Raw genomic sequence first — 25,057 nt, 5'->3', positions numbered from 1 at the left:
GAGCTTTTATGGTTGATTGCCGATATATTGATTCCCACGTAAACCTGCATGCGCCGCAGTTCGACGAAGATCGCCCGGAAGTGATAGAACGGGCGAGGGCGGCCGGCGTCGATTTGATGATCAACATCTGCGACCGCGTGTCCAATTTCGATGCCGTGTATGGCATTGCCGAAGACAACGCCGATATATGGGCCACGGTCGGCACCCACCCGCATGAATCGCGTGAAAATCCGGATTTGACGGCGCAGAGCTTGATCGACCTGGCGCAACGCCCGAAAGTCGTCGGTATCGGTGAATGCGGCCTCGACTTTCATTATGACCTCAGCCCGCGTGAGGTTCAGGCCCAGGTGTTTCGCCAGCACATCATCGCCGCCCGCGAGACAGGCCTGCCGCTCGTCGTCCACACCCGTGAAGCTGACGACGTTATGGCGCAGATCCTGACCGAGGCACATGCAGAAGGTCCGTTCAAGCTGCTGCTCCATTGTTACACCAGCGGCCCGGAACTCGCGAAAACCTGCGCCGAAATGGGCGCCTGGTTTTCCGTATCCGGCATAGCGACGTTCAAGGCTGCCCAGGATGTACGCGACATTATAAAGGACATGCCGGCAGACCGGATCATAATCGAAACGGATTGTCCGTACCTGGCCCCGATCCCGATGCGCGGCCGCCGCAACGAACCGGCTTTCGTCCCCCACGTCTATGACAAGCTGGGCGAAATTCGCGACTGGAGCCTGGACGAGGTGAGGGCGCGCACCCACGATGCGTTTTTTGCCTTGTTCGACCGGATCCACAGATCATGAGCCAGACCCTCATTGTCAAAATCCTGGGGTGCGGGTGTTCGACCGGTGTACCGCGGATTGACGGATATTGGGGCGCTTGTGATCCGACCAATGCGAAAAATCGGCGCTCCCGATGTTCGGCATGGTTTGGGTTGCACGACGATGCGACACCGGATGCGCTGACATCCGTCGTCGTAGACACATCGCCCGAGTTTCGCAGCCAGATGATCGCCGCCGGTGTCGAGTCGATTGATGCCGTCCTATGGACGCATGATCACGCTGATCAATGCCATGGCATAGACGATATGCGCGCCTATACCTTTGCTCTCGGTCGGCCGATCGATGGCTATTTCGACGCCGCGACCCGCGAAACTTTGGAAACCCGTTTCAAATATGTGTTTACCGGCAATCTCGGGTATCCACCGGTATGCGAGCCGCATTTGATACCGCCGCACGGTCAGATCTGGCAGATAAAAGGTGCTGGCGGGGCCATGCCTGTGGTGACGTTCGACCAGATTCACGGTCCGATAAGATCCGTTGGATATCGCATCGGTGACGTGGCGTATTCGAGCGACGTGTCGGACGTGCCGGAACACAGCTTCGATGCGCTTAAAAATCTGAAGGTCTGGATTGTCGATTGCCTGCGTTACAAGCCGCATCCGACGCATTCGCATTTGGAAAAAACGTTGCGGTGGATCAAACGCGTGAAACCCGAAAGGGCGATCCTGACCAATCTGCATCAGGATATCGATTACGACGCACTGGCCAGAATATTGCCGCCTGGCGTCGAGCCGGCCTACGACCAACTTGAGCTTAAGGTTTCACTTTAAGAACATTTTCAGTTACATATATACGTATCTGAATTTTTCACATCAGGTTGATCACGTCCTGGTATCAATCGTAATCCAGGACAACGCCTTCATAAACCGATGGCTGAGCATGGCTGGGCGTGAACACGGCCTTGTCGAAAGCCGCAAGGCCCATCAAACCAACGACGAAGACAGTAATAAAAGCCACGACCAGCAGAAGATTAGTCGGCAAGGCGCGCATGCCGCGTTCGGCGTGAAGCGTCAATTGCCCAAAGCTATCGGTCGTCGGTTGAAAACGAGCGGCGGTCGTGGTGGCCATGGTGAACTCCTTTACGAGCTACATAAACGGCGCCATATAAACGGCGTTGTCTCAAAACTATGTTCTTTGCCGTAAGGGGTATGTGCAGAATACCGTTTCACCGCATAAGAAACGCATAAGGCGCCAGGACGTCGCCAAATTCGCCACAGATAGGCACAATTTCCCATAATATTTATTATGCGATAAACTTTCGTAGGTCGGTGTACTCTATTTTGAAACGTGAAATCCGGCTACAAGGTCTTCGACTAAACGGACAAAATACGCACGGCATATCTTGTGCGGTCGGTTGGCAAACCGGTCGGCCTGCCTTATCGTCGGATAAAGAGTCGCACGAACGGGGGAAATTGGCGTGGCATCAAACATGAACACGAATGCGTCGGTTGATAAGGTGCCATTCGGAAGACTATTGGCCTTTATCGGCCCGTGCGTTCCCTTCGCCGCCCTGGGGTTGCCGTTGGTTGCCACGCTGCCAGAATATTATGGCACGCAGTTACAGCTCGGGCTGGTCGTCGGCATCGTCTTTGCCGTCGTGCGCGCCTTCGACATCCTGGTTGACCCGTTCCTTGGGCACTGGATGGATCGGACCCGTACACGGATCGGCCGTTTCAAGCATTGGATGCTGATCTGCTTGCCCATTCTGTTCGTCAGCACTGGCTTCATCTTCATGGCGCACAAGGGCGTAACCGGAATCTACCTCGGACTTTGGTTATTCGTGCTCTATGTCGGCTTTTCCATCGCCGCCCTCGCCCAAGCCAGTTGGGGCACGGTTCTGTCCACCGACTATAATGAGCGATCGCGCATATTTGCGTGGTGGCAAATCGGCAATATCATGGGCATCCTGGCGGCAGCGCTTATTCCGGTCGTCGTTCAGTCGCTGGGGCATTCCTATGCCCTAGGCGTGCAGATTATGGGCGGGTTCATCATGCTGACCCTACCCATCACCATAGGCATTGCCTTGTGGGTCGTGCCGGAGAAACTCTCTGAAACCAGCACGCACGACCTTAAACTCAGCCACTATTTCGACATGTGGAAACGGCCGAATGTCCGCAGCATTCTATGGGCGGACCTGTTCATGGGGTTGGCGCCGGGCGTGATGGCCGCCCTCTTCTTCTACTTCTTCGAGCAGACCAAAGGCTTGACGCGCATGGAATGCAATATTGCCATGCTTCTCTACTTCGTGGCCGGCATTGTCGGCGCGCCGATCTGGACGATCGCGGCCAAACGCATGAGCAAACACAAGGCGCTGATCATTTCGTCTCTTATATTTGCCGCCCTGTACGCCGCCATGTATTTCGCCCCCAAGGGCAATTTCATCGTCTGCGCCGCCATGACGTTCGCCAACGGCATTCCTTATGCAGCGTCTCTGCTTCTGACGCGCGCCCTGATGGCGGATATCGGCGACGAAGTGATGCTTGAAACCGGCCATGACCATAAGGGCACGTTGATGGCCATTCTGTCGGCGACGACCAAGGTGGGTTACGCCATTTCCGCCCTGACCATCACCCTTCTCGGCTGGCTGCATTTCAACGTCAAGGAACCGTCCGCCAGCCCACCGGAAGCCTTGATGTGGGTTGAAATCTTCTTTATCGGGTTGCCGGTCGTGTTCCTTATCCTGGGCGCGGTCGCGATGTTGCGTTACAATCTGACACCGGCCCGCCATGCCGAAATCATGGCAGGGCTGAAAGCAAAGGAAATTCTGTGAGCCAATTCGACGGTATCGACAGCCTGCTCAACGTCATGCGCCGCCTGCGTGATCCGCAGACCGGTTGCCCCTGGGACAAAGAACAGACTTTCGAAACCATCGCACCCTATACGGTCGAAGAATCCTACGAAGTCGCCGACGCAATTCAGCGTAAGGACATGCGCGACCTTAAGGAAGAGTTGGGCGATCTGCTGTTTCAGGTCGTTTTTCATGCCCGTATCGCCGAAGAACAGGGCTTGTTCAATTTCAATGACGTCGCCGCCGGCATAAGCGAAAAGCTGATCCGCCGTCATCCGCACGTCTTCGGAGATGTCGGTGAACGGACGGCAGACGAACAAAACGCGGCCTGGGAAGTCACCAAGGCGGCGGAACGCAAAGCCAAGGACAAGCACGGCATATTGGACGATGTGCCCGTGGGGCTCCCTGCCCTGACCCGCGCTGCCAAGCTGACCAAGCGCGCGGCGCGTGTCGGTTTCGACTGGCCTTCCCTAAACGAAGTGCTAGACAAGCTTGACGAAGAAACCGCAGAGTTGAAGGTCGAAGTGGCGCGCGGCGATAATGAAAAGGCCCGTGAGGAACTCGGCGATCTGCTGTTCGTCATGGCAAACCTGGCACGCAAACTCGATGTCGAGCCGGAAGACGCGCTGCGCCTGACGAACGCGAAATTCGTCCGCCGTTTTGAAACCATAGAGGCGGCGCTCCGCGCCCAGGGCCGCACACCCGATCAATCGGATTTGGCGGAGATGGATGCCCTGTGGAATGCCGCGAAAGTCGCCGAACGCCAGGATGGCTGAATTTCGCCTCATGCCGCCAATGAGCAAGCGGTTGCGCAATAGCCTGATGAGCATCCTAGTATGTGCCGGTTTGATGGTCGCCTACTACTATTATACGACACAGAGCCAAGGCTTGGCCGACGATACCCACATAACCTATGAGATGCGCGGCCATTTTCGCCTGGATGTCGATGGCGCCGGAAACGTGCGATTGCAGGCCGACAAGGTCTATACCTATAAAATATCCACCTTTGCCGTTCGGCGCATATTACGCGTTTTTCACCGCGCCCGCTTTTTTGAGCGTAACGTCACGGCGTATGGCGCGGTCAATGCCAGTTGCGCCCTTACCCTTGTCGAAAACCATCAGAAGACCTCGATCCGCCATGAGTGTGAAACGCAGTCTCCTGAGCTGACCAAGCCGATAGAAGCGCTCGACCAGATGACACGGTTCCGGCGCGTTCTGCAGGGCGACAAATCCGTCATGCGCAATTACGCCATTACACACGACACCCACTGAACCTTCACCGCAAGCTGGCAATACAACACACTGCTTTCAATTAGAAAGCGTCCCTTATTTTAACTTTCAAAATGAAACTAAGCCGCCAAATGGTTGCAATTTGAAATGCAAACAATACATCACTTTCAACAGGCAATTGATGCGACCAACCCTTGCGAATCAAAAGATTAACGCGCATCACTTGCGAACTGCCATGAAGCTTTTCGGTGTCGCGTATGAAGAAGCCTGCCAAATCTCCGAACTCCCGCTCGAAACCCGTCAAGGCAACGCCTGCGAAGACGAAGCCGGCAGCAACGAAAACGCATCGGTCGCTATGCCCCATCAACCTCGCGCTGGAAGCCATCGGTGATAATTGGTCGATGCTGATCGTGCGCGACTTGATGTTGCGCGGGCATAACAGCTACCAGGGCTTCCTGAGGTCGGAAGAAAAGATCGCCACCAACATTCTGGCTGACCGTCTGGTCAAGCTTGAACAAAATGGCCTGATCACAAAATCAGCTGATCCATCTGACAAGCGAAAATTCATCTACGCCCTGACGGAACGCGGCGCCGACCTGGCGCCGCTACTTGTTGAAATGGCTTTATACGGCTTGAAATACGAACCGCTCGCCAACATGGCCAAGGAGGTGGTTCTTGATATGCAGAAGAACAAGCAAACCTTTGCCCAGCGTCTGACCCGGAATTTTACGCCAAAGACCAAGATCAAAACAGCACCCAAAAAGGCAGACTTAGATCCGGTCGAAGAGACCCTAAGCCTCTTCTGACCGCCGCCTCTATTCGAGCGCGGCCAGTTCAACCTGCTCGTCTTCGCCTTGGCTGGCCTTCTTTTTGGGTGCCTGAATTATGAATAGCAGCGGCATGGCCAGAAGCGTCAAAATCATCATCAGCCAGAAATTGTCGATATAGGCGATCATGCTGGCCTGACGCGTGACCTCCCCATTCAAAGCGGCGAGTCCCGCTGGGCTTTGCGCATACATACTGTTCATGAAGGCGCTATTGTGGACGCTAATTTGTCCGGCCAGGGCTTCATGCGCCGTCTGCGTGTTGGCAAACTGAAGCGCCTGAACCATGGCGATGCCAATCGATGAGCCGATGTTGCGGATCAGGCTGTAAATAGACGTGCCATCCGGGCGTAAATCGCCGGCCAATGTAGCGAATGTCGCCGCACTCAGCGGCACGAAGACCAGCCCAAGACCGAACCCCTGAATTATACCAGGAATGATGATGGCGCTTTTCGACGTGTCGACCGTATAGCCGCACATCATAGCCAGGGTCGCGGCCGTTAACCCGAAACCAACGCCGAGAATGAGGCGAAGATCGACCTTCCCCACCATGCGCCCCACGATCATCATGGCCAGCATGGTGCCCAACCCGCTTGGCGCTGTTACCAGCCCGGCATCGGTTGGCGAATACCCCATCAACCCTTGCAACATTGACGGCATAAGGGCGCGCGTCGCGAACAAAACCATGCCAACAACAAAGATAAAAATCAGGCCGGTGGTGAAATTGCGGTTCAGCAGCAGACGATAGTTGAAGAAGGTGGTACCCGCGGGACGCGTGAAGGTGTGGATCAAAAAGAAGCCGAAACTGACAAAAGCGATGGTTGCTTCGCCCCAGGTTTCACCTGACGAAAACCAGTCATTTTGCTGTCCCCGGTCAAGCAGCATCTGCAAGGCGCCAATAGCCAGGCTCAGCGCAGCGAAACCGAACACGTCGAACCGGATGCTGCGGCGCGCATGGGTGCGCGGGATATATTTCAGAATGCCGAAAAAAGCGGCGGCGCCGATCGGTACATTGATAAAGAAACACCAGCGCCAATCATAGGCTTCAGTCAGCCAGCCCCCGAGGGTTGGTCCCAGGATTGGGCCCACCATAACACCCATACCCCACACGGCCATGGCCGAGCCGTGCTTTTCACGCGGGTTGATATCCAGAAGTGTAGATTGGGACAAAGGGACCAAGGCCGCGCCAAACACACCTTGAAGCAGACGCGCGGCGACAATCTCACTGAGATTTCCCGCGATTCCACACAAAACCGACGCCAGGGTAAAACCGGCGATGGAAACGAGGAACACCTGTTTGGAACCAAAACGATCCGATAACCAGCCGGTCAGCGGTGTGGCAATCGCCGTCGCCACGATGAACGACGTCAGAACCCAGGTAATCTGGTCCGACGAAGCGTTCAAGGCGCCTTGCATGTGGGGTAAGGCCACGTTGGCAATAGTCCCGTCAATCGCCTGAATGACGGTCGCCAACATGATAGACACCGTGACCATACCGCGGTTTATTGGCTCGCCTGCGGCGGGCGCATTGCCGGAAGTACTCATCAGGCGCTCTCTATGAGAGTCTGCAACTCTTCTAAAATATCGGCAGCCACTTTCAACTTTTCCGCATCCAGCCTGCCCAGCAGTTCACGCCGCATATCGTCGGCCTTGGCACGCACCTTGTCGTAAATCGCCTGCCCTTGCGGCGTCACGATCAGATGCTTGACCCGGCGGTCGGTTTCAGAAGCGACCCGCCGAACCAGGCCCGCCTTTTCGAGGCGGTCGATCGTCGATACCATGGTCGCGGCCTCAACCTGGACCAACCCGGCCAACTCGCCTTGCGACAACGGCGTTTTAGCCTTGGCGATATAGGCGATACTCAACCAGCCTGCCTGGGAAACACCCAGGTCTTTCAGACGGCGATCAAGCGCCAACCGCCACATGCGCGCGGTGTTGTGCAAGGCGTGAGAAAAACGTTCTTCGGTCGACATTGTAGATGCCTGATAATTAGATATCTAATTATCTAGGCCTGCCTGATGCGTTTGGCAAGCGGCGTCAGATAAAATCCTGATGCTTTTAGCTTAGAGACGAAGGTAGCGGTCGTGGGGATTTCCCAAAAAATTACCGCCCTTCGACCATCTTCTCATAACGACCATAGGCCTGGTCACTGAGTTTAACGCGCAGATGAACGCGGCCATCTTCATCTTCGTGTCGCCCAAGCACCCGCCCATGCGCATACAGGAAGGCCAGGAATTCCCCCTGATGCGGCTCGATGACAATATCGATTTCCTCACCATCCGCATCGACCAGAAAGGCAACTTCGCGCAGAAGATGGGGCACGCCTTCTCCAGTGACGGCCGATACCAGAAGCGGCTTGTTTTTGGAACGGTCGGTGATGGCGCGCGAATACAAAATGTCTTTTGATTCAGCATCCAACAGGTCGATCTTGTTCCAGACTTCGATCATGCGCGACCGGTCGAGATCCGGCAAAATGTGCGCCATGACCTGCTCGACGTCCGCTTTTTGCGCTTCCGTTTCCGGGTTGGACACATCGCGGACATGCAGAATCAGGTCGGCCTGCTCGACTTCCTCTAGCGTTGCACGAAATGCCGCTACCAGCTCATGCGGGAGGTCGGAAATGAAACCCACCGTGTCGGACAGGATGGCTGAACGTCCGTTGGGCAATTTCAATGACCGCAATGTGGTATCGAGCGTCGCGAAGAGCAAATCCTTGGCGAAAACTTCGGACTTGGTCAGATTGTTGAACAGTGTCGATTTACCGGCATTGGTATAGCCGACCAAGGCAACAATCGGATAGGGCACCTTCTTGCGCTGATTGCGATGCAGCGCCCGGGTCCGCCGTACGTCTTCCAGTTCTGTCTTAAGCTGCTTGATTTTGTCCGCGATCATGCGTCGATCAAGCTCGATCTGGGTTTCGCCAGGACCGCCGGTGGTGCCCGTTGCCCGCTGGCGTTCCAGGTGGGTCCAGGTGCGTACCAGACGCGACCGCTCATATTCCAGCCGCGCCAGTTCGACCTGAAGCTTGCCTTCGTTGGTGCGGGCGCGCCGTCCGAAAATTTCCAGGATCAACCCGGTGCGGTCCACAACCTTGACGCCGAGCTCCTTTTCCAGGTTCCGTTGTTGAATGGGTGTCAGAGCCCCGTTGACGACGCAAAGCGATGCATCATTGGCTTCACAGGCGGTCTTGATGTCCGCGACCTTACCCTGGCCGAACAGGGTCGCCGGATTGATCTTGCGCACGCGCACGCTCATCTCGCCCACGATTTCCAGGTCGAGGGCCAGGGCCAGACCCACGGCTTCTTCAAGCCGCGAGTCGTCATATTTGCGTGCGGGCGACGCTTCGCCGCGCACATGCGTGTCGATGTCGGGGTCAATGACGATCGCGCGCACGATGTCGGGCGCGTGATCTATGTATTTGTCACTCAAAGACTTTGTCCGATATGCAGGACCTTAGTCGTCAATGTCTTCTTCTTGTTCGTAAAGCTGGACAGGTGCCGCCGGCATGATGGTCGAAATCGCATGCTTGTAAACCAGTTGCGATTGGCCGTCACGGCGCAGAAGGACACAGAAGTTGTCGAACCAGCTGACGATGCCCTGAAGCTTGACGCCGTTGATCAGAAAAATGGTCAGAGGTGTTTTGGTTTTGCGGACACTATTGAGAAACGTGTCTTGCAGGTTTTGTTTCTTATCGTGGGACATTGCCGGCCCTTCTTGTTTAAAATTTGAGAGGCACAATACCCCTCACACAGACAATAAGCCTCATATTTGGCAAAGATTCCGCGACTTATCAACCACACCGCGGTAAAATTTTTATGCGCAATCGCTTACACACCTGCGGACGCACGGGCGCGGTCTATATAGATTTCCCTTAGCGCGCAAGCGATTGGGCCTGGCTTTCCGTCGCCGATTTCGTGATCGTCGATAGCGGTGATGGGCATGACCAAACTGGTTGCCGCAGTAACAAACACTTCGGAAGCCGCCTTGGCATCATCGAGCGTAAAGCTTTCTTCCCGTAACTCGATACCGTTTTCAGCGATAAGCGGCAAAAGGTTGAGCCTGGTCACGCCGGCCAGGATATTCGCCGTCAGGCTGCGGGTGCGGATGACACCCTCCTTGACGATATAGACATTGGTGGACCCGCCTTCCGTCACAAGGCCTTCGCTATCGACAAAAATGACCTCACCTGCGCCACGCGCCTTCGCTGCCTGCTTAGCCAGAACATTGGGCAGCAGCCCCACAGTCTTGATATCGCAGCGCCCCCAACGGATATCCGGGGCTGACATGGCCCTGATGCCCTGTGCGGCTTTCCTGGCGGCTGCGTCGCGATCGACCGGACGCGCCGTAATAACCACGCTGGCGCGGGTATCGACAGGGAACAGGTGATCGCGCGGCGCGACGCCCCGACCGATCTGAAGATAGACCATGCCTTCACGAATACGGTTGCGGCGCACGACTTCGTTGAGCACGACCAGAAGTGAGCTTCGTGGCATGGGCATTTCGATGGCCAGTTCCCGAAGGGAGCGTTCCATGCGGTTCAGGTGTCCATCCATATCGGCCAGCCGCCCGTCGAACACCGACCAGACCTCATAGATGGCATCGGCGAACTGATACCCGCGATCCTCTATGGAGACAGCGGCTTCTGAGGTGCGTTCATAGACGCCGTTAACATAGGCAATTCTAGGCATTGGATCCGAATATTCTTTTCTTGTCTCTAAACGTCGTCTTCGTCTGAACGGATGTGCGCCAAGCCGAGCGATTTCAGTTTGCGGTGCAGGGCCGAGCGTTCCATGCCGATGAAGTTGGCTGTGCGTGAAATATTGCCGCCGAACCGGACAATCTGGGACGACAGATATTCACGTTCAAACACTTCACGGGCATCGCGCAATGGCAAGGCGATAATCCGTTCTGGACGGATGGCCCCCGCCACGGCCGATTCCACCACTTCCGACGGCAGCATCTGGGCCGTGATCGGCTCGTTGGGGTTACCGGACGCAAGAATAAGCAGACGTTCGATATTGTTGCGCAACTGGCGGACATTACCGGGCCATTCGTGCACCTGAAGCGTTGCCATGGCATCTTCCGACAGGATGCGCTTCGGCAAACCTTGCGCCGCCGCGATACGGTCGATGAAATAGTTGACCAGTTCGGCGATATCCCCCCGGCGCTCGCTGAGGCCAGGCACACGCACCGGCACGACGTTCAGGCGATGGAACAGATCTTCGCGGAAACGGCTGGCTGCAATTTCGGCGGACAAGTCCTTGGATGTCGAAGAGATAACACGCACGTCAACCTGGACATCCTGGGCGCCGCCAACGCGGGTAAAGCGCTGTTCGACCAGAACACGCAATATACGGCTCTGGCTTTCCGGCGGCATATCGGCCACTTCATCTAGGAACAAGGTCCCGCCATGCGCCCTTTCGAACACGCCGATTTTGCGCGGGCGGCCGCTCTCGCCTTCTTCACCGAACAATTCAACATCAAGCCGTTCCGGTGTCATGCCAGCAGCTGAAATCGGCACGAATTCGCATTTGGCACGCGGACTGACCTCATGGATCATGCGCGCGACCAGTTCCTTGCCCGAGCCCGCCGGCCCCGAAATCATGATCCGGGAATTGGCCGGCGCCACCTTGGCAATGGTCGACCGCAGCAATTGCGCCGCCGCTGAGTTCCCGATCAGTCCGTCCGGCACGACGGCTTGGCTGCGCAGGCGCTTGTTTTCTCGGCGCAGACTGGTCAGTTCGAGCGCCCTTTGAACAACCATGATCAAACGCTCGGTTTTAAAAGGCTTTTCGATAAAATCGAAGGCGCCTTTCTTAATTGCGGTGACAGCGGTTTCGATCGTGCCGTGCCCCGAAATCATGATGGCGGGAATATCGGGATCGAGTTCATGAATGACACTCAGCAGCTCGATGCCGTCAAGCCCGCCCCCTTGCATCCAGATATCCAGCACGCACAAAGACGGCTTGCGCGCCTTGATGGCGCGTAAGGCGGCATTGGAGTCGGCTGCGGTGCGCACCGAATAGCCTTCGTCTTCCAGGATACCCGCGATCAGTTCACGGATATCCGCCTCGTCATCAACCACCAGAATGTCAACGCCAGAAGAGACCTTCATCATATCCTCACTTAATGGCTTACCAATTTGACGACCTTAGCCGCCGCATTCGTCCCGGCGGCATTACGGCCCGCCTGCATACGCGGCAAACGCAGAACAGCCCGCGCGCCGCTGAGGTTGACCGCGTCGTTGAGATAGAACTCGCCGCCGTGGTCTTCCAAAATTCGCTTTACAATGGCAAGGCCGAGGCCCGTCCCCTTCTCGCGTGTCGTCACATAGGGTTCGGTCAACCGGTCGCGATCCTTCTCTGGCAAGCCTATGCCATCGTCTTCGACCTCGATAACCAGTTCACCGTCCACCTGCTTCATCTCGACGCGTAGGTGTCCGACAACGCCGTCAGCGGGCTCGCCCTGTTCGCCCTTACCGTCACGCATAAGTCGTGACGAGATGGCTTCGCCACCATTTTTCAGAACATTGCCCAATGCCTGGCTCAGCATGCGACCGTCACAAATGACCGTGATGTCCGGCAAGGGCTCGACGATTTCGATGGCGATGTCCGGCCGCGCCACACGTTGGGCGAAGACAGCGGCACGCACCATTTCGGCAGCGTCCTCTTCAGAGAAGTTCGGCGCAGGCATACGGGCAAACGAGGAAAATTCGTCAACCATGCGGCCAATATCACCGACCTGACGGACGATGGTGTCGGTCAGGCGATCGAAGGTTTCGCCGTCCGTGTGAATCTGGCCGCGATATTTCTTGCGCAGACGTTCGGCGGATAACTGAATCGGAGTCAGCGGATTCTTGATCTCGTGGGCGATGCGTCGCGCCACATCTTTCCACGCCGCGTTTCGCTGAGCGGCGATCAATCTCGTTATGTCATCGAAGGTGAGAACGGCACCGCCGGTATCCAGCCCCGAGACACGCACGCGAACCCTGCGCGTTTCGCCCCTGCGCACAAGATCGACCTCCGTCTCCTCTACCCTATGAACGGACACCTTATCCAAAAGCTCAGCAATTTCAGGGGCTAATTCACGAATCCTCAGCCCAATAGCATCGTCTGAAGCAACACCGAGAAAGTTCGATGCGTGACGATTTATGGCGGATATCTGCTCATTTTCATCCAGACCGACAATCCCAGCACTGATTTCCGACAACACGGTTTCAATGAACCGTCGGCGGCTTTCAGCCTCTTCGCCCGCCGCCTTCAATTCCGCCTGCTGATTCTGCAAGTCGGACGTCATGCGGTTGAAGGCACGCGATAGCACCGCGATATCTTCCGACTGCTTTACTGTCCTGACGCGGGCGTTCAAGTCTCCTCCCGCCACCTTGTCGGCGGCCTGGACCAGACGGGCCACCGGCACGGCAATGCTTTCGGCGGCAGACGTACCGCCCCATATCGCGCCGATCAAGACAAGCAGGACCGCCTCTAGGTAGGCCATGAAGAAAATGGCCTGGGCGCGCAACTTTTTATCGGTTGTTTCCTTGTAGTCGGCAATGGCCTGATTTGCCGCCTGCACCTTGAAATAAATGCCTTTCGGCAGAAGTTTGATGCCGTACAGCATCGCACCGTTATAGTTTTGAAGTGGGTAGATCAGGCGAATGGCATCTGGATCGCCATAGGGATAGGCCTTTGGTCCCGTAGCGGCGACGTCTTGGATAACTTCGGGCGACGGCGCCATGTACACAGGGGAACCGGGTAACTCCGCGCGCGCCAAGACCTGTCCCGTCCGGTCTATGACGTAGATGGCAGACAGCTCGCCGCGCTCTTCCAGTCCGGCTTTGAGCGCCAGAGCAAAGGCCAGCCGATCGGGATAGAAGTTGCGACCATTGGGGCTTTCGACCTTGTCACGCATGTCAGACATGGCTCGGGCCGAGGTGCGCCTCGCTTCTTCGAGGTAACTACCGGCAACCTCATAGCCATTCTCGACCGTGGTCTTAACACGATCGGAAAACCAGGTTGTAATACCATCGTTCAGGAATGTGAACGACAGGGCCACGATTATGGCGGGCGTGACGGCAGCCAGGGAAAAGAGAAAGACGAAGCGCAGGTGCAGGCGCGCCCCAGCATCAGCGCCCCTACTGCGGGCAATAGTCACGACACGCATGACGACCGAGAAGACAAGCCCCAACAACAGAATGAGGTTCAGCGACACCAGTATAAGCAGGTAATCAGCCGTATTGCCTGTCGGCCCCTTGGCCGTGATCCCCGTACCAGACGTGCCGATAATCAGCCAGACAATGAAAGCGGTTGTCAGCAAGGACGCGCCGTAGCCAACCGCAAGCGCCAGCTTCTTGAAGCCCGCCGTACGAAGCGTCTTGAGGCTGCGCATCATCAGATGCAGCCGGCGCGATATGGCCGATGAGTCTTTCAACGCAATATCCGTTACTCAGAGAGTGACATTTGCGCACTACTGTGTCCAAATATCAACAGGAATGTTGCATATTTGAGCGGATTTTTAGGCCGACATAAGGGTGCGAACGGCGGCCTCTATCTCCGCCGGACTATCCATACGGCACAGGCGAGCCTTATCCTGGCGGCGAACAACGGGGTCGTCATGATGTGTCGAATTCTCCACATAGGCGCCCAAGTGCTTCTTGAACATGCGTAACCCCAGGCCGTCACCATAAAAACGCAACGACGCATACATATGCTCAAGCAATATATCGGCCTGATCTGTTAAACTTATGACTAACATGGGATTATTGTCGTTAAGCGCCATGTTCAGATCACGCGCCAGCCAGGGACGCCCATATATGCCCCGCCCGATCATTACCGCGTCTGCGCCGGATTGCGTTAGCGCATCCTGAGCCGAATCTAGACCGACAATATCGCCGTTTGCGATGACCGGTATCCGTACGGCCTGTTTGACGCATGCTATGGCGTGCCAGTCGGCCTGCCCTTTGTAAAACTGCTGACGCGTCCGTCCATGTACGGTCAAGGCGGCAATGCCAAGCCTTTCCGCGCGCACCGCAAGTTCGGCAGCATTGTGATTGTCATCCCAGCCCAAGCGCATCTTTACTGTCACTGGCCGCGACGTCGCCTGCAAGGCGGCGGTCATGATGCGTTCAGCTTGGTCCAGGTCACGCATTAGAGCAGACCCGCACAACACCCCCGTAACTTCTTTGGCGGGACACCCGAAATTGAGATCGACAATGTGTGCGCCTGCCTCTTCGGCCAATCGGGCGCCATGAGCAATATGCGCTGGATCCCGGCCGATCAACTGAATGATCTTCAACCCGTCATGTTCGCCGAGTTGCGCCTTACGCACCACATCCGGACGGCCGGTCTGCATCTCCGCGCATGCGACCATTTCGGTCGCGGCATAGGCAGCGCCCAACTTATGCGCCATATGTCGGAACGGTAAATCGGAAACACCGGTCATAGGCGCGATCAGGACCCGCCCCGGGACGGTCACATCGCCTATTTGAAGCCCAATTTCGCGCAAGGAAGCAGTCATCGCGCGCACATACACGGTTTGCGCCTCTTGCGCCATCCGCGTTTCGCGCTAAACACGCAGCATGACATTTCACGCCATCATCGTCGCCGGCGGATCCGGCAGCCGCTCGGGCGGCAAGAAGCAATGGATGTTACTGGGCGGGCGCCCGGTACTCGACTGGTCAATTGCCGCCTTTGAAGAGGCCGGTGCGGCACAAATTGTTGTTGTGGTACCCGACGAAGACATATCCCAGGCCGAGAGCGCCTATGGCGACCGCGCCACCTTTGTGGCCGGTGGGACCGACCGCGCTCAATCCGTCCGCAACGGGCTTTCCGCCCTCAGGGGTGACCCTAACGATGCGGTTTTGATCCACGATGCTGCGCGACCGCTCTTGAAATTGCATCATATCAATGCCTTACTGGCTGAACTTGAGACCAAGCCTGCGGCGATATTGGCCCTGCCGGTAACGGATTCGCTCAAGCGCGGCGACCAGAATCGTATTGTGGAATCACCACCGCGCGATAATCTGTGGCGCGCCCAGACCCCTCAGGCATTTCGTCTGCATGACATCCGGCGTGCCTACGATCGCTGGCCGACCAACGACACTCCAACGGACGAAGCCATGGTCGCGGCCCACGCTGGTATCAACGTCACCCTGGTTGAAGGCGACATTCGCCTGCACAAACTGACCTACCTTAGCGATTTTGCCTTTCTAGACGCTTTAATCAATTCAGATAAGCCAATGAAACAAATGAGAATTGGCCAAGGGTTCGACGCCCATCGCTGGGGTGACGGACAAAGCGTGTGGCTATGCGGCGTGGAAATTCCCCATAACAAAACCCTGATAGGGCATAGCGATGCCGACGCCGGATTGCACGCCCTCACCGACGCGCTTCTCGGCGCGGCGAGCCTGGGCGACATCGGCGATCATTTTCCGCCGACCGATCCGCAATGGAAAGGCGCGTCGTCCGATCTCTTTTTGCAGCATGCCGCCAACCTGATCCGCCAGCACGGCGGCGAAATCGTCAATGTCGATGTCACTCTGATCTGCGAAAACCCCAAGATCAAACCCCACCGCGAAGCCATGCGCCAGCGCGTCGCCGCTATTTTGGCAATTGACCTGGACCGTGTGAGCGTCAAAGCCACCACCACCGAAAAGATGGGCTTTACCGGTCGCGAAGAAGGCCTGGCCGCCCAGGCCGTCTGCGCGATTATGCTTTAAGCCTCAATTGCCCATTGCCTTTTCGAGGAAGGTATAATGGTCAGCCTTTTCGGCCGCCGCCTGGCTGAGCGATGTACCGAAATGGCCGGAATCGGCGTCGGTACGGTAGACAACCTTCGTATCCCCAGCCGCCACCAGCGCTGCGCCGAACTTGCCGCTATTCCAAGGGGTGACACGATTGTCGTTAAGCCCGACATCCAGCATGACCGCGGGCCAGGTCTTGCCGGGCTTTATAGCGAGATATGGATCCATGTTGGTGAGAATGGTGAATCCTTCCGCCGTCCCCGGGTCGGCGGTTTCGGCAAATTGGTTCGACCCATTAGGCATGGCGGCTAGACGTGTCGGATTTAGGATGCCCGCATGAATAATGGCCGCACCGAAACGATCCGGATAGCGCGCCACCGCACCGCCCATGATCAGCCCACCCATGCTGGCGCCGTAAATGCCGACATGATCTTTGCGGCTGTAGCCCTGTGAGACCATGTAGTCCGCCGCACCGATAAGGTCTTCGACACCTTTGTATTTCAGTGCGCTCTTTCCGGCCAACCGCCAGGCGTCACCTTTTTCACCACCGCCCCGCACACTGACGAAGACGTAGACATGGCCTGCCATCACCCATTCCAGGGTCATGGGATCAAAGAAAGGCTGCGTGGCTTGCCCATAACCGCCGTAGGCATCCAGAAGACTTAGGGCATTACCGTCCGGTTTGTAACCCTTTGGCTGCAGAATAGTAACTGGCACCAGCGTTCCATCGGCGCTCTTGGCTTCGACAGTGAGGATATCGATCGCCGCCGCATAGTCTTTCGGCGAATTGGCGCCCAGATTGAGATCGCTCAACCCCTTGGCCACATCATAGGCAAAAAGCTTACGCGGCTGGGTCCAGCTTTGCAGGGTGAAGACCAGGCCGTCGACCGTGGGATCGCTGTCCGTCAAAAAGGCCGAGCCGTGGTAGGGCAAAGGAACCGACTTCATCGGCCCACCGTCATAAGGGGACCGTACGAAGACGTCTTCGCCATTGTGCATATAGCGAACGTAAAGCGCATCGCGGGCGACATTTGTTCCGGTCAGGACGTCCACATCGCTTTGCGGCAGCAGAACCCGGGCCTTATCAAGGGTCGGCGCGGCAGCCAGATCTATCGTCAACAATTTACCGTTTGGCGCGTCCTTTTTACTGATGGCGTAAAATGTATTGCCCTTCAGATTCGCGCCCTGAATTTCATCGTCATAATTGATCAGGCAGTTCCACGGTGCGTTGGCTTCGAGCAGTTTTGCGCGCGGCAGAATGCAGGTACGGATCTGTGCACGGGCCCCGCCAATGACCGCTATGACCCAATCTGAGTCGGCACTAACGCCGACGCCTGGAAATTCTTGCGGCGCGATCGGGACGGTGGGATTGCCGCCACTGACCAGCAGCGTCTTGTCCTGCGTGACCGGAGTACCCATGACGTGGTATCGCGCCCGCATATTCAGCATCTGATCGGCCTGTTCTCCTGCCGGTGCCATTTGGGTGTAGGTGACGGCCTTCCCATCCGGCGTCCAGTCAACTGAGAACTCACCCCATATATTATCCAGTTGGTCAGGCAGCCGCGCCCCTGTATCGGTGTTGTAGAATTCTATGGTAGTGATTTCATTGCCACCATGATCGACATTGACGGCAATCGTCCGGCCATCGGCCGAAACCGAGTAGTTTGTCACGGATGCATGCCCGCCGGTGGCCGCGACCGCGTTAGGATCGAGAAGGACCATCTCGCTGCCATCGGGCTTCCTTTGCATCAGGACACCCTGCTTGCCTTGTTCAAGGCGGAGGAAGAAGAGGCGACCGGCGACACGATGCTGCATACGGTTGGTGGTGCTGCCGGCACTGGCCACAGTGAGACGCGTACGCCACCCCGCCAGCGTCGGTGCGGAATCCAGCCAGGCGCGTCCGACCGCGCCTTGCGCTTTCAGCCATTCCTGGAACGCCTTGTTGTCCTGCCCTTCCATCCAACGATAGGGATCGGGAATATCTTTGCCGTAAACATGATCGACGACATCGCCGCGCGGTGCAACCGGAGCCGGGGGCCCAGCCACGGCTAAAAGCGGCGACGCAGCCAAAGCCAATGCAAAAAAACTCACGCCCAACCCAGACCGTTTCATCGCCGACTCCGTTTCAAATGAGATAACATCACTATCCGAGTAATATCGTCGTCGGTCAATAGCCTGACTTTGCAATGCTTTACCGGCGAATGCGCCGACTATTAAAAAATTAGCCAAACCCGTTGAATTTCTGCGGTATTTATTGCGAAGCATTCTCACACGCCTCGCCTATTGAAAACCTATTTTCCTCCGAATATATGGCAACGGGTAAGACCTTTCTCCCCTCCCAACCTTATGAGGTATCCCATGGCCTTCGAACTGCCCCCTCTGCCCTACCCCGCCGATGCGCTTGAGCCGCACATGTCGGCCAACACCTTCAGCTTTCACCACGCAAAGCACCACAAGGCCTATGTTGACAACCTCAACAAATTGATTGCTGGCACCGAATTCGAAGGCCTGTCACTAGTCGAAATCGTTAAGGCGTCTGAAGGCAAAAATCCGGGCGTGTTCAACAACTCGGCCCAGGTATGGAACCACACCTTCTTCTGGTCGTCGATGAAGCCGAACGGTGGCGGTGCCGCTACCGGCAAGATCGGCGACAAGATTACCGAAGACTTCGGCTCGTTCGATGCCTTCGTGGAGCAATTCAAGACCGCCGGCGCGACGCAATTCGGCTCCGGCTGGGCCTGGCTGGTCCTGGGTGAAGACGGCAAGCTCAAGGTCGTCAAGACCGGCAATGCCGAAACGCCGTTTACCAAGGGTGACAAGCCGCTTCTGACGCTCGATGTTTGGGAACACGCCTACTATCTTGACTACCAAAACCTGCGTCCGAAGTTTATCGAAGTCTTCCTCAACAATCTCGTCAACTGGGATTTCGCCAACGCGAACCTGGATGGCCCGCTTCATCCAGGCGTCTAACATGCGCTGGCCCGTTGCGATGCAATGGGAAAATTAGGGCGCGCAACGACTGCCGCCTTGCAATTGATAGCGAAAAGGCGATCCTTAGGGGTCGCCTTTTCTGTGAGCTCCGCATGACATCCGCCAAACTCGCCGCCCAGCTAATTGACCTGCTAAAACGGCAGAAAAAGATCGTCACCACGGTTGAAAGCTGTACCGGCGGCCTGATCGCGGGCGCCATAACCGGCATATCGGGATCGTCGGAGGTCTTCGAGCAAGGCTTCATCACCTATTCCAATGCCGCCAAGACGGCGCTGGTCTACGTTCCCGAAGCCTTGTTGAAAGCCTATGGTGCCGTCAGTATAGAGGTGGCGGCCAGCATGGCCGAAGGCGCCCTGACGACGGCTGGCGCCGACATAGCCCTTAGCGTTACAGGTATTGCCGGTCCAACCGGCGGATCAGCGGAAAAACCCGTTGGCATGGTTTGTTTCGGGCTAAGCTATCTAGACATAGAAAAACAGCGCCTCACCCTTGCCCAGGTCCGTCAGTTCGGCGACATCGGTCGTGAGGCCGTGCGGCAGGCAAGCGTCGAACACGCCCTGCAATGGGCCATCGATACACTCAGCGCTTAGCGCCATAAAGCTGACGGGCGCGAGATTCGAATATTGCCAGCAGTTTCGATACCGCCAGATTGAAATTCGCCTTGAAGACAGCATCGAGCAGCGGATTCTTTATATCGATATCCAAGTCAAAGGCCACTGTCGTACCGGTCGGACTGGGCGTGAAGGTCCAACGTCCCTTCAACTGGCGAAACGGCCCCCGGATCAGATCAAAATCGACCAGAAGTGCGGCCGCGGCGCGCGTCACGCGGGTCGAAAACCGTTCGCTCAACAGTTTGAAGCCCACGGCGACATCGGCGTCGAAGCGCATGATATCGTCTTCCAGCTGGCCTCGATTATAGGCGCGCAAAGACTTTATCCAGGGGATGAATTCTGGGTACCGCTCGACATCGCCTACCATTTCCCAGAGTTGTACCGGTTGGTAAGGCAGGTCGCGTTCGAGACGCAGCTTGGTCATTATGTCTCGTCAGCCCTTACTTTTTCAGAGCTCTGGCGGCACGCAGCTTTTCGAAGTCCTCTCCCGCGTGGTGCGAGGAGCGGGTCAGGGGCGATGACGATACCATAAGGAACCCCTTGGCACGCGCAATGGCTTCATAGGCCTTGAACTCATCCGGGGTGACGAAACGATCGATGGCCGCATGTTTGCGCGTCGGCTGGAGGTACTGGCCGATGGTGATGAAATCGATGCCGGCAGAGCGCATATCGTCCATGACCTGCATCACTTCCTCGCGGGTTTCCCCCAGGCCGACCATGATGCCGGATTTGGTGAACTGCTGCGGGTCACGTTCCTTCACGCGCTCAAGCAGCCGCAGGCTGTGGTAGTAGCGCGCGCCCGGGCGAATCTTGAGATAGTTGCGCGGAACCGTTTCCAGATTATGGTTGAAGACATCCGGCTTGGCGTCGATGACGATTTCAGCGGCGCCATCCTTGCGCAGGAAGTCCGGCGTCAGGATTTCGATAGTGGTCTTGGGCGACTGGGCACGGATTTGACGGATCACTTCGGCAAAATGCTCGGCCCCGCCGTCCTTCAGATCGTCGCGGTCCACGGAGGTGATGACCACGTGGGACAACTTCATCAAAGCAACGGTCTCACCGACCCGGCGCGGCTCATCGGTGTCAAGCGGCTGCGGCAGACCTGTCTTTACGTTACAAAAGGCGCAGGCCCGCGTGCAGGTGTCACCCATGATCATGATGGTGGCGTGGTTTTTCGACCAGCATTCCCCGATATTGGGGCAGGCCGCCTCTTCGCACACGGTCACCAGTTTGGCGTCTCGTACGATGCCGCGCGTTTCGTTGTACCCGCTCGATCCCGGCGCTTTGACACGCAGCCAGTCGGGCTTCTTCAGAATTGGAGAATCCGGGCGATTTTGCTTTTCGGGGTGACGCAACTCACGCGCCGTTCCATCTACGCGGTTTATCAGAGTGACCATGGTCTCGAATACTTGCCGGGCGACCGTCCGCCTGCGCCCTAATTGGTCTTTTTGCGACATAATATCAAGTCACATAGTGTTATCCATCCGTTGCAAATGTCATAGCCGCTTCACGGAATCTCGATTATAGCTGAGCAAATGCCCTTCCCTTGTCCGAAATCGGTGATCTGGCTGGCGCTGGCGGCCGCGCTGGCGACGACCGGCTGTTCCAAGCTGAAGGACGCGGCCCGGGAGATGCAACCCGGTCAGGCCTTTCTCGACAGCCGCATCCCGGCCGGCCTGTCACCACAGTATTTTCCGCCCGATGGCTTCGTCTGGGGGGCATACCGTGCTGAAAAATTACCTCAGGCGCGATATGGCGTAGCGTCACCCCCGATCAATCCGAAAGCGCAGATACTGATACTGGCCGACGCGGACTATCCAGCGGAGGTCTATTTCGAAACCATGCGCCAACTATTGGCAGAAGGCTACGGGGTCTGGCTGCTCGAAGCCCCAGGCCAAGGCGGCGCAGGACATTATCTGCTGCAAAACGACAGCATATACACCGCCAGCTATCACGATGCCCAAATCACGGCGCGCGACTTTATCAACGATATCGTAAAGCCGTCTGGCGACAAACCGCTCTTTATCGTCGGTACCGGCTATAGCGCCATTACCGCCCTTTCGTTGTCGACCATACTTAAGGACGACAATCTGCGCGGCTTTGTTGCTTACGCCCCCTATCTTGGCGGACCTATCGCCAAGGGGGAGGACTGGCATCGCGACGCGCCGCAACCGGGCTACCTCGGCGCCATCGCTCAGACCTGGCAAATGTCCAACCCCGATCTGCGCCTGCGCAAGAAAAGCGAGGGCTGGCAAAGGCAGATGCAGAAGGCATATACCGATCTAAACGGCCTTCATTTGCCGGTGTTGTCGTTGAAGACCGGTGCGCAAATCCTTGTTTTGCAACCAAAATCGACGTCGACGGCGGATGGAAACGCCGCCAGCGCGCTGTGCGCCCGCCTGCCGCGCTGCCGCGTGGCCCCCAGTGACGGGCCGCAAGCCTTGGGGGCCGACATTATCGCCTTTGTTGACGCCCAGACGCCCGCTCACTGAGGTCATGATCCTGAAGATTAGAGGTCCCGTTATAGACTAGGCCGGCTGTTCATCGTCTACGAAGATTTTCGTTGACACCTTACGAAGCCCTTCGTATACATCAGCTATGACACAGTCCCCCCTCTCCACGACTCCGCCTGCCCGCAAACCGACTGAAGCTGAACTGGAAATCCTGCGCGTTCTCTGGACCAAAGGATCGGCTACCGTTCGCGAAATTTTCGACGTGCTCTCCCAAGAGCGCGCCATGGGGTACACGACTGTACTGAAGACCATGCAGATCATGCATGAAAAAGGCTTGGTCACCCGCACCGAAGAAGGCAAGGCGCATATATACGAAGCTGCCATGCGTGAAGGGGATATGCAGGGCCAGCTTTTGAAAGACCTGAGTGACAAATTGTTTTCGGGCTCTCCGGCCCTGCTGGCCATGCATGCGTTGTCGTTGCAACCGGCCAGCGACGAGGAACTTCAACAGATCAGGGCGCTTATAGAGCGCAAAAGAGGTGCATGATGTCGCCGCACATGGAAGCATTGGGTTTCACACTCGTTCATTTCTGCTGGCAGGCCGCAGCCATCGCCGCCCTCTACAAGCTGGTCGATATGTGTATGCCGAAATTGCGGGCCCAGGGACGCTACGTCCTGAGCTTATCGGCCATGCTGGCCATGCTGGCAGTCGCCGTCATAACCTTCATCTATGAATATCTCCGCCTCGCAGTCCCTGTCGCAAACGCCCCAGGCGGCACGTCAGCGATCGGCGAAACCTTAGCTGCGACCGTCTTGCCCGAAATTACACATGGCCTGAATCTGTCCGCCTGGCTGCCTTGGCTGGATGCGGTCTGGCTCGCGGGCGTTATAATGCTGTCGTTGCGCATGCTCGCTGGCCTATGGTTCATCCATGGCCTTAAAAAACAAGCACAAGCTGTTCCAGCGTCTATTGCTTTTCGCTTTTCGGCCGCGCTGCGCCGCTTTGGCCTTAGCAAGACGGTAACCGTCCGATTGCATCCCGCCATTTCCGGTCCGTTCGTTGTCGGCGTCTTCCGCTCGGTCGTATACCTGCCGCTATCGGCAGTGACGTCGCTGACACCTGAGCAACTGGACGCTGTGCTGTCGCATGAACTCGAACATATTCGCCGCGCCGACTATGTCTGGAACCTGGTTCAAAGCCTGGTCGAGACCCTGTTTTTCTATCATCCTGCTGTCTGGTGGATCGGCGGCAAGCTGCGTGAACAACGCGAGCTATGCTGTGATGACGCGGCCATTCGGTCGTGCGACGATCCAATCACTTACGCCACCGCCTTGCTTAGCCTTGAAGAACAACGCCGCGTGCCTGCCCGGGCGCCTAAATTGTCGATGGCGTTGAATGGCGAAGGCAAGAACCTGCTGGCCCGCATTTCACGAGTCTTAGGCGAACAGCCTGAGTCGCGCCTGAAAGCCCGCCCGGTCGCCTTTGTCCTGCTGCCCGTTCTGCTGCTGACCCTTACCGCCTTTGCCGCCCCGGTTAAGGATGTGGCTGCCAAGATTTGCCCCCAGGCCGCGGCGCAGGCCGACGCCGCGGTGACCCATCTGACAGACATAATCAATGGTAACGACCGGCGACTGACCAGCAAGCCTCATTCCGCCGCCCACGCCGCTGTTGCGACGGGTGAAGGCGAAACAGCCGACAATATTGATTTTAGCATGGCGCCAGACGATATCGACCCAGACGCCATTGCCGAAGAGGCCCGCGCCGAAGCCATACGCGCCCGAGAAGAGGTCGCCCGTGCTAAGATAACCGATATCGACGCGAAAAAGATTGCGGAAGATGCGCGCCGCGCCGCGATGGATCAAAAGGCGGAACTGGAACGCGCAGGCCTGAATGGACAGACGATCGATCCGGACGCTATCGCCACCAAGGCCTTGGCCGATGCCAGGCGCGCCCAAGCCGACGTCGCCCGCACGGCCGCTATGCATATCGATGTGGAAGCTATCGCCGAACAGGCGCGCCAAGGCGCGCTTCAGGCCAAGGCGCAATTTGCCTACGACCGCATGTATTATAGCGGTTACGCGGCAAAATTGCCGAAGGCGCCCAAGGCTCCGAAGCCGCCGAAAGCCCCAAAACCCCCAAAAGCGCCGGTGACCCCAGAGGTGTACGGCGATGAACACCCCGCGCCATTGGCGGAGCCAGAGGCCCCATCGGCACCTCCTGCACCGATGGCAATGGTAGCACCGGTCGCCCCTGCCGCTCCCCCCGCACCGATGCCCCTTATGATCGGTGCCCATAAGACAATCGTGTCTCCGACGCAGGTGAGCATTGTCACCCCACAGGTCGCCCTACAACCCAAAAGCCTGACGCTCATGAAATTGGGCCGTCTGCCGAACGCGCAAGCCAAACCCATCCCGTCACCCGACCCGAAAACGGACGTACAGGTTCGTGTCGATGCCAGCTCCCACGTGACGGTGACGGTCGCCGCGAAGTAGACCGCATTACCAGTTCATCGTTTTTTGAACACTGTCCAAATTCCCTGTTTGACCTGTCCGGCGTATAAGCTATTATGTCGGAATGTTGCC

Annotated in this window: 24 protein-coding genes; 12 read left to right on the top strand and 12 right to left on the bottom strand. The window is 57.0% G+C overall.

What is annotated here, in order from left to right; translation table 11 throughout:
- Positions 1 to 8: 8 nt before the first annotated feature.
- Together RCJ00_RS00875 and RCJ00_RS00870 are read left to right on the top strand one after the other, a co-directional pair.
- Positions 9 to 800, top strand: a complete 792-nt coding sequence (locus tag RCJ00_RS00875; protein ID WP_316219699.1) for a TatD family hydrolase — start codon at positions 9 to 11, stop codon at positions 798 to 800.
- On the top strand, positions 797 to 1,609 hold the full coding sequence (locus tag RCJ00_RS00870) for an MBL fold metallo-hydrolase (protein WP_316219698.1): 813 nt from the start codon (positions 797 to 799) through the stop codon (positions 1,607 to 1,609). Before RCJ00_RS00875 ends, RCJ00_RS00870 begins: the two co-directional genes overlap by 4 nt.
- 64 nt (positions 1,610 to 1,673) lie before the next feature.
- On the opposite strand, the gene RCJ00_RS00865 is transcribed toward RCJ00_RS00870, so the two are convergent.
- Complete coding sequence (locus RCJ00_RS00865; protein ID WP_316219697.1) at positions 1,674 to 1,907, bottom strand: hypothetical protein; 234 nt, start codon at positions 1,905 to 1,907, stop codon at positions 1,674 to 1,676.
- A 361-nt stretch (positions 1,908 to 2,268) separates the two neighbouring features.
- Here RCJ00_RS00865 and RCJ00_RS00860 point away from each other — a divergent pair, with 361 nt between their 5' ends.
- The 4 genes from RCJ00_RS00860 (at position 2,269) to RCJ00_RS00845 (ending at position 5,663) form a co-directional block, all read left to right on the top strand.
- Positions 2,269 to 3,609 (top strand): MFS transporter, encoded by a 1,341-nt coding sequence (locus tag RCJ00_RS00860; protein WP_316219696.1) that lies wholly within the window; start codon positions 2,269 to 2,271, stop codon positions 3,607 to 3,609.
- Entirely contained in the window at positions 3,606 to 4,403 is a 798-nt protein-coding gene (mazG, locus tag RCJ00_RS00855; RefSeq protein ID WP_316219695.1) for a nucleoside triphosphate pyrophosphohydrolase, read from the top strand. Before RCJ00_RS00860 ends, mazG begins: the two co-directional genes overlap by 4 nt.
- The gene (locus RCJ00_RS00850; RefSeq protein ID WP_316219693.1) at positions 4,396 to 4,899 is read left to right on the top strand and encodes a hypothetical protein; all 504 of its coding nucleotides are present in this window, start codon (positions 4,396 to 4,398) and stop codon (positions 4,897 to 4,899) included. The genes mazG and RCJ00_RS00850 overlap by 8 nt, the downstream gene beginning before the upstream one ends.
- 215 nt (positions 4,900 to 5,114) lie before the next feature.
- Entirely contained in the window at positions 5,115 to 5,663 is a 549-nt protein-coding gene (locus RCJ00_RS00845; RefSeq protein WP_316219692.1) for a winged helix-turn-helix transcriptional regulator, read from the top strand.
- A 9-nt stretch (positions 5,664 to 5,672) separates the two neighbouring features.
- On the opposite strand, the gene RCJ00_RS00840 is transcribed toward RCJ00_RS00845, so the two are convergent.
- From RCJ00_RS00840 to dusB, 8 genes are all read right to left on the bottom strand, one after another.
- The gene (locus RCJ00_RS00840; protein WP_316219691.1) at positions 5,673 to 7,226 is read right to left on the bottom strand and encodes a DHA2 family efflux MFS transporter permease subunit; all 1,554 of its coding nucleotides are present in this window, start codon (positions 7,224 to 7,226) and stop codon (positions 5,673 to 5,675) included.
- Entirely contained in the window at positions 7,226 to 7,654 is a 429-nt protein-coding gene (locus RCJ00_RS00835; RefSeq protein WP_316219690.1) for a MarR family winged helix-turn-helix transcriptional regulator, read from the bottom strand. Before RCJ00_RS00835 ends, RCJ00_RS00840 begins: the two co-directional genes overlap by 1 nt.
- Positions 7,655 to 7,784: 130 nt before the next feature.
- Positions 7,785 to 9,110 (bottom strand): GTPase HflX, encoded by a 1,326-nt coding sequence (hflX, locus tag RCJ00_RS00830; RefSeq protein WP_316219689.1) that lies wholly within the window; start codon positions 9,108 to 9,110, stop codon positions 7,785 to 7,787.
- Between the two features lie 24 nt (positions 9,111 to 9,134).
- Positions 9,135 to 9,383, bottom strand: a complete 249-nt coding sequence (gene hfq, locus RCJ00_RS00825) for an RNA chaperone Hfq (protein ID WP_023459155.1) — start codon at positions 9,381 to 9,383, stop codon at positions 9,135 to 9,137.
- A 125-nt stretch (positions 9,384 to 9,508) separates the two neighbouring features.
- Entirely contained in the window at positions 9,509 to 10,369 is an 861-nt protein-coding gene (locus tag RCJ00_RS00820; protein ID WP_316219688.1) for a D-amino-acid transaminase, read from the bottom strand.
- Positions 10,370 to 10,395: 26 nt separating this feature from the next.
- Positions 10,396 to 11,796 (bottom strand): nitrogen assimilation response regulator NtrX, encoded by a 1,401-nt coding sequence (ntrX, locus tag RCJ00_RS00815; protein WP_316221068.1) that lies wholly within the window; start codon positions 11,794 to 11,796, stop codon positions 10,396 to 10,398.
- Between the two features lie 11 nt (positions 11,797 to 11,807).
- Positions 11,808 to 14,108: a sensor histidine kinase NtrY-like gene (locus tag RCJ00_RS00810; RefSeq protein WP_316219687.1), complete on the bottom strand. Its 2,301-nt coding sequence runs from the start codon at positions 14,106 to 14,108 to the stop codon at positions 11,808 to 11,810.
- Between the two features lie 84 nt (positions 14,109 to 14,192).
- Positions 14,193 to 15,194 carry a tRNA dihydrouridine synthase DusB gene (dusB, locus tag RCJ00_RS00805; protein ID WP_316219686.1) on the bottom strand — a complete coding sequence of 334 codons (1,002 nt, stop codon included), beginning with the start codon at positions 15,192 to 15,194 and terminating at the stop codon, positions 14,193 to 14,195.
- A 61-nt stretch (positions 15,195 to 15,255) separates the two neighbouring features.
- Between dusB and RCJ00_RS00800 the strand changes: the two genes are divergently transcribed.
- The gene (locus RCJ00_RS00800; RefSeq protein WP_316219685.1) at positions 15,256 to 16,395 is read left to right on the top strand and encodes a bifunctional 2-C-methyl-D-erythritol 4-phosphate cytidylyltransferase/2-C-methyl-D-erythritol 2,4-cyclodiphosphate synthase; all 1,140 of its coding nucleotides are present in this window, start codon (positions 15,256 to 15,258) and stop codon (positions 16,393 to 16,395) included.
- A 3-nt stretch (positions 16,396 to 16,398) separates the two neighbouring features.
- Here the strand turns inward: RCJ00_RS00800 and RCJ00_RS00795 are convergent, their stop codons facing one another.
- Positions 16,399 to 18,531, bottom strand: coding sequence for a prolyl oligopeptidase family serine peptidase (locus tag RCJ00_RS00795; RefSeq protein WP_316219684.1), 2,133 nt, complete (start codon positions 18,529 to 18,531; stop codon positions 16,399 to 16,401).
- Between the two features lie 246 nt (positions 18,532 to 18,777).
- Between RCJ00_RS00795 and RCJ00_RS00790 the strand changes: the two genes are divergently transcribed.
- Together RCJ00_RS00790 and RCJ00_RS00785 are read left to right on the top strand one after the other, a co-directional pair.
- Positions 18,778 to 19,389, top strand: coding sequence for a superoxide dismutase (locus RCJ00_RS00790; RefSeq protein WP_316219683.1), 612 nt, complete (start codon positions 18,778 to 18,780; stop codon positions 19,387 to 19,389).
- A 113-nt stretch (positions 19,390 to 19,502) separates the two neighbouring features.
- A complete protein-coding gene (locus RCJ00_RS00785) occupies positions 19,503 to 20,000 on the top strand; it encodes a CinA family protein (RefSeq protein WP_316219682.1) in 498 nt (165 codons plus the stop codon).
- Here the strand turns inward: RCJ00_RS00785 and RCJ00_RS00780 are convergent.
- Both RCJ00_RS00780 and lipA read right to left on the bottom strand, forming a co-directional pair.
- On the bottom strand, positions 19,990 to 20,445 hold the full coding sequence (locus tag RCJ00_RS00780) for a type II toxin-antitoxin system RatA family toxin (protein ID WP_316219681.1): 456 nt from the start codon (positions 20,443 to 20,445) through the stop codon (positions 19,990 to 19,992). The two genes, RCJ00_RS00785 and RCJ00_RS00780, sit on opposite strands and share 11 nt — an antisense overlap.
- A gap of 16 nt (positions 20,446 to 20,461) precedes the next feature.
- Positions 20,462 to 21,418, bottom strand: coding sequence for a lipoyl synthase (lipA, locus tag RCJ00_RS00775; protein WP_316219680.1), 957 nt, complete (start codon positions 21,416 to 21,418; stop codon positions 20,462 to 20,464).
- Between the two features lie 138 nt (positions 21,419 to 21,556).
- Here lipA and RCJ00_RS00770 point away from each other — a divergent pair, with 138 nt between their 5' ends.
- The 3 genes from RCJ00_RS00770 to RCJ00_RS00760 all read left to right on the top strand — a co-directional run bounded on the left by RCJ00_RS00770 (position 21,557) and on the right by RCJ00_RS00760 (position 24,967).
- Positions 21,557 to 22,513: a serine aminopeptidase domain-containing protein gene (locus RCJ00_RS00770; RefSeq protein ID WP_316219679.1), complete on the top strand. Its 957-nt coding sequence runs from the start codon at positions 21,557 to 21,559 to the stop codon at positions 22,511 to 22,513.
- A gap of 106 nt (positions 22,514 to 22,619) precedes the next feature.
- Positions 22,620 to 23,021 (top strand): BlaI/MecI/CopY family transcriptional regulator, encoded by a 402-nt coding sequence (locus RCJ00_RS00765; RefSeq protein WP_316219677.1) that lies wholly within the window; start codon positions 22,620 to 22,622, stop codon positions 23,019 to 23,021.
- On the top strand, positions 23,018 to 24,967 hold the full coding sequence (locus RCJ00_RS00760; protein WP_316219676.1) for a M56 family metallopeptidase: 1,950 nt from the start codon (positions 23,018 to 23,020) through the stop codon (positions 24,965 to 24,967). Before RCJ00_RS00765 ends, RCJ00_RS00760 begins: the two co-directional genes overlap by 4 nt.
- Positions 24,968 to 25,057: the final 90 nt, after the last annotated feature.

This window comes from Asticcacaulis aquihabitans (assembly GCF_032490435.1).
GTDB lineage: Bacteria > Pseudomonadota > Alphaproteobacteria > Caulobacterales > Caulobacteraceae > Asticcacaulis.
Note: the sequence above shows the minus strand (reverse complement) of the source record. Positions and strands in the feature narration are given on the sequence as shown.